A 5617-nucleotide genomic window follows, 5' to 3' on the forward strand; every position below is an offset into this window, starting at 1 on the left:
GGCCGGCCGCGAATCAGGCGCCGGCCCCAAGCCAAGCACCGGCCCAGACGCCGGTCCGGATCGTCGGTATCCCGTTCGTCCCAAACACCAATCCCCGCCAGCGCTGACCGTGCTCGCGCGCGGGGCACGTCACAATTTTGTCACCGTGCCTGCCAAACAGGCGTCTTCGTCAACCATCATGATGGCGAGTGCTTGCTTCCGCGGGGCTGCTCTGATGCAATCCGCGCGCTCAAGGTGCGCCATGAAGTGGATGAAGGAACGCGATCTCCTGATCGCGCAGACAATGGCTTTCGTACAGTCGGTGAAGGGCAAGCTGCCCGACGCCGAGCTGCCGACGCCTGCCCCGCTGACCGCCGTGCCGCCAGCACCTGCCCCGCTGCCCGCCACCGCGGCGACCATGGTCGAGGCAGCCTTTGAGGCAAAGCCAGTTTTTGAGACAAAGCCAGTCTTGGAGGCAAAGCCCGCCTTGGAGGCAAAGCCGGCCTTGGAGATCAAGCCTGCGGCCGAGGTCCAAAGGGTGGTCATGCCGCCGCCGCTGCCGGTGCCGACCGTGCTCGAGGGCCTGCCCCCCGCGCCGCCGCCGTTGACGGTGACCGTCGTGGAAGTCCCGCCGCCGGCGCAGCCGCCGCAATTTGCCAAGCTCGACATCAGCGGCGACTTCGGATCCGAGGTGCGGGAGCGTGTTGCCAATTTCCGTGCGCAGCAGCAGCGCTTCCTCAGGGAGCGCGAGGAATACTGCACCACGACCATGGCCAAGGTCCGCGCCGCGATCCGCGACAACAGCGAGCTGCCGCGCTCCGGCAAGTAACCGGCCCCCTTTAATCTCCGAATCGTTCGCTGACCTTCAGCCGCGCGCGCCCGGTTTCACCGGCTCGGTCAGGAAGCGTCCGCTCGATCGCGTCGGCGTCGGCTCCTCCACAGCGTCGACGGCAGGCTGCTTGCCTTCCACCATCGATCGGAGGCCGGCCACCGCCTGGGTCATCCGTTCGGCGAATTTGGCCGCGGCGCCATCGAGGAACGCCCGGTCCTTCGGCTTCGGCTTGGCGATCCGCAGCTCGAAACGGGACGTTCCGTCTGGGCCGTCGAGAACGGCCCGGGTCATGATGATGCGCGGCGCTCCGGGCACCGGCAGCGTGATACCGACCGTGAAGTAATCGACCGGACGCCAGTCGAGCGTCTCCTCGACGTTGGTATGGTTGCCGTGCGCGCAATGATTTTTGGTGCCGACACCGCGTCGCCCCTTGCCTGACTCCTCGATGATGTCGTCGGCGTCCCACCATTTCCGCCATTGCCCGGGCACGGTGATGAACTCCCACACCGTCTGCCGCGGCGCGGCGATGTCGAACTCCAGTATCGCGTAGGCGTCTTCGCGCGTCACCTCCATCCGCGTTTGCGCGTCGTCCTGCTGCCACGCCGCCTCGAGATCGCGCGCCCACAGCGTCACATCGCCGATGATGTCGATGGTTTCCTGATGCGGGATCAGACCTTGCGCCGCCGGGTCGACGCCCATGGCACGGATCGCCGCGTCGCTGTAGAGCGCGTAGGCGCGCCCGCCGACCTTCTCGCCCACCGTGTTCTTGAGCAGCCGGTGGACCAGAATGACGTCGCGCCCGGCGAGCTCTTCCCTGCCGCCCATCTTCTGCTTCACCATCTCGCCGTGATGGACGACGAATTTGAAATCGAGATCGCCCATTGCGACGCAGGCCTTGCACTCGCAGGTCGAGGCCTGGCGAACGTCGCGCAGGCGCCGGCGGAATTTGAAATAGGCGCCCTCGATCGCGTCCTGCAGCAGCGAGCCGTCGATTGTCCCGGTCGAGTAGACGAACGCTGCGTCGCCCTCGAACTTGGCGAGGCGAAACGGCGGGCGCAGCCCTTTCACCACCACGTCCATGAAATCGGCGATGATGTCCTGGGCATGGTCGAGCTCGACCGCCGCGAGGAAATTGGTATAGCCGGAAATGTCGGCAATCGCGAAATATGCCGCTTCAGCCTTCGGAAGCATGGAGACCTCCCGCGTAACCTTTTCGTGCGATGACGCAGTCTGTCACACCGCGCCATACGAGGTCGAGAGTGGTCTAGCCGCCGCCGATCTTCTCCAGCACCGGCAGCAGATGCTTCAAGAACTCGCCCGGGTTCTCGCTCATCGGGAAATGCCCGAGGCCCTTCATGATGGTCGCCTCGCTGCCGGCAATGCTGTTCGCCACCGCCAGCGTCTCCTCCGGCGTGCAGGAATAGTCGTACTCGCCCGACAGCAGGAACAGCGGGCAGCGCTGGGTGTCGATCTCGGCGACGCGGGCGCGGATATCGCCGTCGATCTTGTAGAAATAGAGGTCGCCCTTGAACACGCCGGGCCCGCCCTGCATGTAGTGCCACAGCGTCTCCCACCGCTCTTTGTCGGGCGCGTCGGGCCCGACCAGGCCCGAGACGATGGCGGCTGCGACCTCGCCGCCATGCACGTCCGGCCGATGCAGGAAATTCAGGTCGTAATAGGGATCGACATGCGCGCCGGCCTGCAGGCCGATGATCGCGCGGAAGCGTTCGGGATGCTCGAGCGCGAGATGCAGTGCGATCCGGCCGCCGATCGAGCAGCCGATCACGATCGGCCGGTCGAGGTCGAGCGCCTCCATCACGGCCAGGATCATCGCCGTGTATTGCGCCGAGGTCAGCTGGTACTCCTCGTCGTGCCAGCCCTGGGGCGGCGACGACTTGCCGTGCCAGGGCATGTCGAAGGCGATGACGCGATGGTTGCGCGTAACGCTGACATCGTTCATCAGGCCGCGATATTGCCGCCCGTCGGCGCCCGCAGTGTGCAGGCAGAGCAGCGGCGTGCCCTCGCCTGCCTCCTCGACATAGACGCGATGCGCCCGGCCGGACAGTTCGAGATGCATGTAGCGGCCAATGATCGGTTCGAATTTGGCGCTCATGCGGCCGCTCCCTCGCCGCGCAGCTTGCCGAGCGCCTCCTTGAAGTAGCGCAGGTTCGCCATGAAGATCTGTAGCTCGCCCTCGGCCTTCAGCACGCGGCGCTTGATCAGCGCCATCAGGTCGTTGGAGCCAGGCGGCGGCCGCTTTTCGCAAAACTTGCCCCACTCCTCGTCCGAGGTGCGCAGCGCAAACGACGACGACGGCATCACGAACGGGCCCTTCGTCACCGCGACGATGCGGCCCTCATGGATCGCGATCAGCCAGGCGGCCCTGCCGATTTCGAGCAGGAAGGTCGTGGTGAGGTAGCGGCCGCGCCGCACCAGACCGGCGTCGCCGTTGACCCGATCCTTCAGCATCTCGATCATATCAGGTCCTCCCCGATGGCGGCCCGTCCGCGCAGTCCGCCGCGGGCGGCCTGTGCCGGCAATGATGGAAGGAATGGCGGGGCCGTCAAACGGTGCCGGCGTCGCGCGGCCACGGCGTTTTCGCGCGGGATGAATGGGATTTTGGAGCCGGCAAACCTAGAGCCACGACCAGACCAGCGCCACGTTCGCGGCGCAGGCCGCGAGCAGCGCGATCGCGAGCGCGAAGTACACGCGTTCATGGGGGTTGTGAAGGATCGCTCTCATGGGGAAAGCATCCGGCGATTCTACCCGGAGAGTCCCGGGGATTCTTTTTTCCGGGATTTACCACCCGTTAAGGACTCAGGCCCCCGCGAAAGGGCCGAAATGACTCATATTTTCAGATGCTTGCCTCGGGTCCTCTTCGGTTTCTCGCTCACGGTTCCGTGATTGGAACGGGTGAGATCGCCCGAAACCCAGAAGGGGTGCTGGCGTTGTCGGTTGTTTGGGGAACGATCAATGCCGTACGCGCTGTTCTATCAGGACGCCAAGCTGAGCAAGGCGTATCCGACCGAAGCTGATGTCTGGAAGCTCGCGAGGAAATCCGGCCTGGTGGTGGATACGATCACCGAGGAAGAGAAGCCCTCGCCCCGTCCGGTGCTGGACAATGATTACGAGATCCGGCCGTGCCAGCTCGAGCCGAACGAAGATCCGGTCAAGAACAAGGCCGATGCCGATCGCGAAGCGCGTCTGGAGCCGCGGTTGAACTGAGGGACAGTGGGTCGTCCGGTGCGCATGGGCGGACCGGATTTCGATGCGGCCGTCGTGCCGTCGTTACGGCGTCGCCGTCGCCAGCGACGCCTGTTCGGCGGCGAGCGAGACGCAGATTTTCCGCCGATGCAGACCGCGGATCGACCCGGTCACCTTGAGCACCTTGCCGGCCGTGCAGGAGGCGTCCTGCACGAACACGACCTCGTAAGGCGCAAGCGCCAAGGGTTCGGATTTGAGGATGGTCTGGGCAAAGCACGGCACGGAGACCGCAGAGATGATCAGCCCTAACGCAAAGCTACGCATGTTTGTTTGTCCACCAGCCCGGCGATCCCACAATAGCGCATCACGATGAAAGTTCCGTGCAATGCAGGAATTATTTTTTGCATTGCACGATCAGGCCTGAACATCGGGTGAATGTGGGAGCGCGGGCACGCGGCAGGCCAACAAAAAAGGCCGCCCCGAAGGACGGCCTTTCGATCTCGATGATACGACGCGATCAGTAGCGGGAGCCCACCGGACCGCCCCAGCCGAAGCGGTAGTTGACCCCGAGCTTGACGGTATGCTCGTCGTTCCGGAAGCTCGCGCCGACAATGTCGGCCGGACCGCTGGTGATGTTGGTCCTGCCGAAATTGTAATACTGGTACTCGGCCTTCGCCGACCAGTTCGGGGCGAACATGTATTCGAGGCCCGCGCCGACCGTGTAGCCGTCCTTGTGGTTGCTGTCGGTCGTGAAGGCCGCCGGCACGCCGCCGACCGTCGCCGTGATGTTGTTGTTGTCGCGCCAGGCGTAACCGCCCTTGGCGTAGAGTAGCGCCGGACCCCAGGTGTAGCCGAGGCGGCCGGTCACCGAACCGAGCTGGTCGGTATTGCCGGTCACGACCGTTCCGGCGGGGAACGTCAGGCCATTGTTCGAGGAGCTCGGCAGCCAGGAGTACTGCGCCTCGATGCCCATCACCCAGTTGGGCGCGAACTGATAGTCGAAGCCGCCCTGCACGCCACCCATGAAGCGCGCGTCGCTGCCCATCAGATTGGTGCCGTCGGTGAACGCGCCGCCGACATGGCCGCCGATATAGAAGCCGGTCCAGTTGTAGATGAGCGCCGGGGCGGTATAGGGCGGCGGTGCCTTGGTATAGGTGCGGGCCGGGATGTCAGCCGCAAATGCCGGGCCCGCAAGGGCGGCCAGCGCGACTGTGCCGAGCAAAAACGTCTTCATCTCTGATCCCCGTTACCAACGCTGCGCTGTTAAGCCAAACAACGTGACGCCAATTAGGTTGCTTTGGGGCAATGCCTGACCTGTGATGTTTTCCGAGCTGTGACAGGGTCGCAACAACGCCCGTTTGTTCCTTGGCACAGAAGGTTTTTTCACCGGCTAAACAGCCGTATTTCGGCTGTATGTAAGTCGCAAACGCTAAGGTGAAGTTCAGCGCTCCCCGAAAAGTGATCGGAGTTCGCTAACGAACTGCTCAGGCTTGCTGCTGCGACAGGCCGCCGCGTCCCAAAGCGCGATGAGATCGCGCTTTGGCTCCTTGTTTGGGCATGATCTTGTCGGAAAACCGCTGCGCACTTTTCCGGATCATGCCC

The 5617-nt window shown here is 64.3% G+C and carries 7 protein-coding genes; 2 read left to right on the top strand and 5 right to left on the bottom strand.

Going from position 1 to position 5617, the window contains the following annotated elements:
- The first annotated feature begins 241 nt into the window (after nucleotides 1-241).
- Nucleotides 242-808 carry a hypothetical protein gene (locus tag H8B02_RS44715; RefSeq protein WP_229172128.1) on the top strand — a complete coding sequence of 189 codons (567 nt, stop codon included), beginning with the start codon at nucleotides 242-244 and terminating at the stop codon, nucleotides 806-808.
- Between the two features lie 36 nt (nucleotides 809-844).
- On the opposite strand, the gene H8B02_RS44720 is transcribed toward H8B02_RS44715, so the two are convergent.
- The 3 genes from H8B02_RS44720 to H8B02_RS44730 all read right to left on the bottom strand — a co-directional run bounded on the left by H8B02_RS44720 (nucleotide 845) and on the right by H8B02_RS44730 (nucleotide 3289).
- Nucleotides 845-2002 (bottom strand): DUF2652 domain-containing protein, encoded by a 1158-nt coding sequence (locus tag H8B02_RS44720; protein ID WP_229172129.1) that lies wholly within the window; start codon nucleotides 2000-2002, stop codon nucleotides 845-847.
- A gap of 73 nt (nucleotides 2003-2075) precedes the next feature.
- Entirely contained in the window at nucleotides 2076-2924 is an 849-nt protein-coding gene (locus H8B02_RS44725; protein ID WP_229172130.1) for an alpha/beta fold hydrolase, read from the bottom strand.
- On the bottom strand, nucleotides 2921-3289 hold the full coding sequence (locus H8B02_RS44730; protein ID WP_229172131.1) for a hypothetical protein: 369 nt from the start codon (nucleotides 3287-3289) through the stop codon (nucleotides 2921-2923). The genes H8B02_RS44725 and H8B02_RS44730 overlap by 4 nt, the downstream gene beginning before the upstream one ends.
- A gap of 495 nt (nucleotides 3290-3784) precedes the next feature.
- Between H8B02_RS44730 and H8B02_RS44735 the strand changes: the two genes are divergently transcribed.
- Nucleotides 3785-4036 (top strand): hypothetical protein, encoded by a 252-nt coding sequence (locus tag H8B02_RS44735; protein WP_229172132.1) that lies wholly within the window; start codon nucleotides 3785-3787, stop codon nucleotides 4034-4036.
- 63 nt (nucleotides 4037-4099) lie between these two features.
- On the opposite strand, the gene H8B02_RS44740 is transcribed toward H8B02_RS44735, so the two are convergent.
- Both H8B02_RS44740 and H8B02_RS44745 read right to left on the bottom strand, forming a co-directional pair.
- Nucleotides 4100-4339 carry a DUF6719 family protein gene (locus H8B02_RS44740; protein ID WP_050402822.1) on the bottom strand — a complete coding sequence of 80 codons (240 nt, stop codon included), beginning with the start codon at nucleotides 4337-4339 and terminating at the stop codon, nucleotides 4100-4102.
- 193 nt (nucleotides 4340-4532) lie between these two features.
- Complete coding sequence (locus H8B02_RS44745) at nucleotides 4533-5249, bottom strand: outer membrane protein (protein ID WP_229172133.1); 717 nt, start codon at nucleotides 5247-5249, stop codon at nucleotides 4533-4535.
- Nucleotides 5250-5617 lie beyond the last annotated feature (368 nt).

The sequence above is a fragment of the Bradyrhizobium altum genome, from assembly GCF_020889705.1.
GTDB lineage: Bacteria > Pseudomonadota > Alphaproteobacteria > Rhizobiales > Xanthobacteraceae > Bradyrhizobium > Bradyrhizobium altum.

What these genes read in the sequence shown, in the direction of transcription:
- H8B02_RS44715 (WP_229172128.1), top strand. Translation starts at nt 242, where the DNA reads ATGAAGTGGATGAAGGAACGCGATCTCCTGATCGCGCAGACAATGGCT.
- H8B02_RS44720 (WP_229172129.1), bottom strand. Translation starts at nt 2,002, where the DNA reads ATGCTTCCGAAGGCTGAAGCGGCATATTTCGCGATTGCCGACATTTCC.
- H8B02_RS44725 (WP_229172130.1), bottom strand. Translation starts at nt 2,924, where the DNA reads ATGAGCGCCAAATTCGAACCGATCATTGGCCGCTACATGCATCTCGAA.
- H8B02_RS44730 (WP_229172131.1), bottom strand. Translation starts at nt 3,289, where the DNA reads ATGATCGAGATGCTGAAGGATCGGGTCAACGGCGACGCCGGTCTGGTG.
- H8B02_RS44735 (WP_229172132.1), top strand. Translation starts at nt 3,785, where the DNA reads ATGCCGTACGCGCTGTTCTATCAGGACGCCAAGCTGAGCAAGGCGTAT.
- H8B02_RS44740 (WP_050402822.1), bottom strand. Translation starts at nt 4,339, where the DNA reads ATGCGTAGCTTTGCGTTAGGGCTGATCATCTCTGCGGTCTCCGTGCCG.
- H8B02_RS44745 (WP_229172133.1), bottom strand. Translation starts at nt 5,249, where the DNA reads ATGAAGACGTTTTTGCTCGGCACAGTCGCGCTGGCCGCCCTTGCGGGC.